This is a genomic window from Roseicyclus sp., assembly GCF_052168335.1.
GTDB lineage: Bacteria > Pseudomonadota > Alphaproteobacteria > Rhodobacterales > Rhodobacteraceae > Roseibacterium.
Window position 1 is genome coordinate 1 of sequence record NZ_JBQLZP010000323.1, and the last position, 1,689, is coordinate 1,689.

Below are 1,689 nucleotides of genomic sequence, written 5' to 3' on the forward strand. Positions count from 1 at the left end.
GCACCTGAGGCCCTGGCGGCTGGCCTCCGTCACCAAGCTCGCCGACCGGATGTGGGAACTCGACATCCAGCCCGCGTCCGGGACGCCGCCGCTCGGCTACCGCGCCGGGCAGTTCGTCTGGATGACGGAGGGCGCGCGGCGCTTCCCGCTCTTCGATCACCCGTTTTCCATCGCCGACAGCCCCGAACGCCCCGGCCTCAGCCTGATCGTGAAGGAGGCGGGCGACTTCACCTCCGGCATCGGGCGGCTCGCCCCGGGCACGCCCATCGGGATCGACGGCCCCTATGGCCATTTCACGCTGGAGGATCATGGACAGGACGCCGTCCTCCTGATCGCGGGCGGCGTGGGCATTGCGCCGATCATGGGGCTCCTGCGCGACCTCGTGGCGCGCGGGCACGGTCAGCCGGTGCGCCTCGCCTACGCCGCGGGCGCGCCGGAGAACCTCGCCTGTCTCGACGAGATCGCCGCGGCGCGGTCGGCGCTGGACCTCGACACGCTGCTCCTGAGCGAGACCGATGCGCCCGGATGGACCGGCGATATCGGCAGGCTCGACCGCGACAGGCTGGCGGGGATGCTGGAGGGGCTCGACCCGCAGCGGACGGTCGCTCTCATCTGCGGACCGGGACCGATGGTCACGGCGGTGGCGGACGGGCTCATCGACCTCGGGCTTCCGATGGACCGGGTGATCTACGAGCGCTTCGACTATGCCGAGGGCGCCTCGCGGCTCGACCGGCGGCTCAGGGGGCGCTTCCTCGGCATCGGCCTCGTCCTCGCGGCGGGTGTGGCGGCCTTCGTGACGCTCACCGCCTGAGCTGCAAGGCGTCCCGGACTTCCGCTACCGCACGACCGCGAGGCGCGGAGCACGCCCGTTCGCGGGCCGCCGCCCCTCGAGCAGGGCGCAGAGCTCGAGCCCCGCGCGCACCACGCCCGCCTCGATGCGGCCCCCGGTCAGGGCGGCGAGCATGTCGCGGGCGGCGCCCGGCTCGTCGTCGCGCATGTGGGCGAGAAGCGCGAGCAGGATGCATTCGTCGCCGGTGAGCGTCAGCCGCCCGTCGGGGCAGAGCGGGTCGGCGCAGTCGAGCGGCGCGGGACGGCTTGGCAGGAGCGCCGAGAGGAAGCGCTGCGCTCGGAAGGCGATGGCGAGGCCCCGCCCCTCGCCCCAGACCTCGGCGGCGATGGCGTAGGCGCTCTGCCAGCCCGCGTTTTCGGCGGCCTGAAGGCTCCGCAGCAGGTGGCGCAGGATCGGCAGCAGATTGCGGCTGACGGGATCGAGGGTGTCGGGCGTCGGGGGCTGGCGGAGGGTCACGGTCATGGCAGGGGCTTTCGGAGGGACGAGGCCGGGGTCTGCCCCCGCGCCTGGTGGTGGCAGGGGACGGGATCAGGGGCCCGCGCCGCGCCCGCGTCGAGCGCCCGGCCGAGCGCGGAGAGCGCGCCGAGAACGGCCTCCGCGGGGTTTCCCTCGCAGAGCATCATGATCTCGGCCCGCGCGACCGTGCCCTCGCCGCGGCGCACTGCGCAGAGCGCGCGCAGGAGGCGGCGCTCATGCTCCGTGGCCAGCGCGGAACAGTCCGGGCACCGGGTCGCGTTGAACAGGAAGACCGACCGGCGCGACCGCCGGATCGCCTGGATCACGTCGAGGAGCCGTGCCGCGACGATCGCTCCGTCCCGCGGGCCGAGGCCCTGCGCGGC

The 1,689-nt window shown here is 74.2% G+C and carries 1 protein-coding gene and 2 pseudogenes; 1 reads left to right on the forward strand and 2 read right to left on the reverse strand.

What is annotated here, in order from left to right; genetic code table 11:
- Nucleotides 1-811, forward strand: a pseudogene (locus tag ACTS11_RS09955) (ferredoxin reductase family protein); the annotation flags it as partial.
- Nucleotides 812-835: 24 nt separating this feature from the next.
- On the opposite strand, the gene ACTS11_RS09960 reads toward ACTS11_RS09955, so the two are convergent.
- Nucleotides 836-1,312, reverse strand: coding sequence for a hypothetical protein (locus ACTS11_RS09960; RefSeq protein ID WP_442640164.1), 477 nt, complete (start codon nt 1,310-1,312; stop codon nt 836-838).
- A pseudogene (locus ACTS11_RS09965) lies at nt 1,309-1,689 on the reverse strand (hypothetical protein); the annotation flags it as partial. The gene ACTS11_RS09960 and the pseudogene ACTS11_RS09965, both read right to left, overlap by 4 nt.

Excerpts from the sequence above, each read along its gene's own strand:
- ACTS11_RS09960 (WP_442640164.1), bottom strand. The coding sequence starts at position 1,312 with ATGACCGTGACCCTCCGCCAGCCCCCGACGCCCGACACCCTCGATCCC.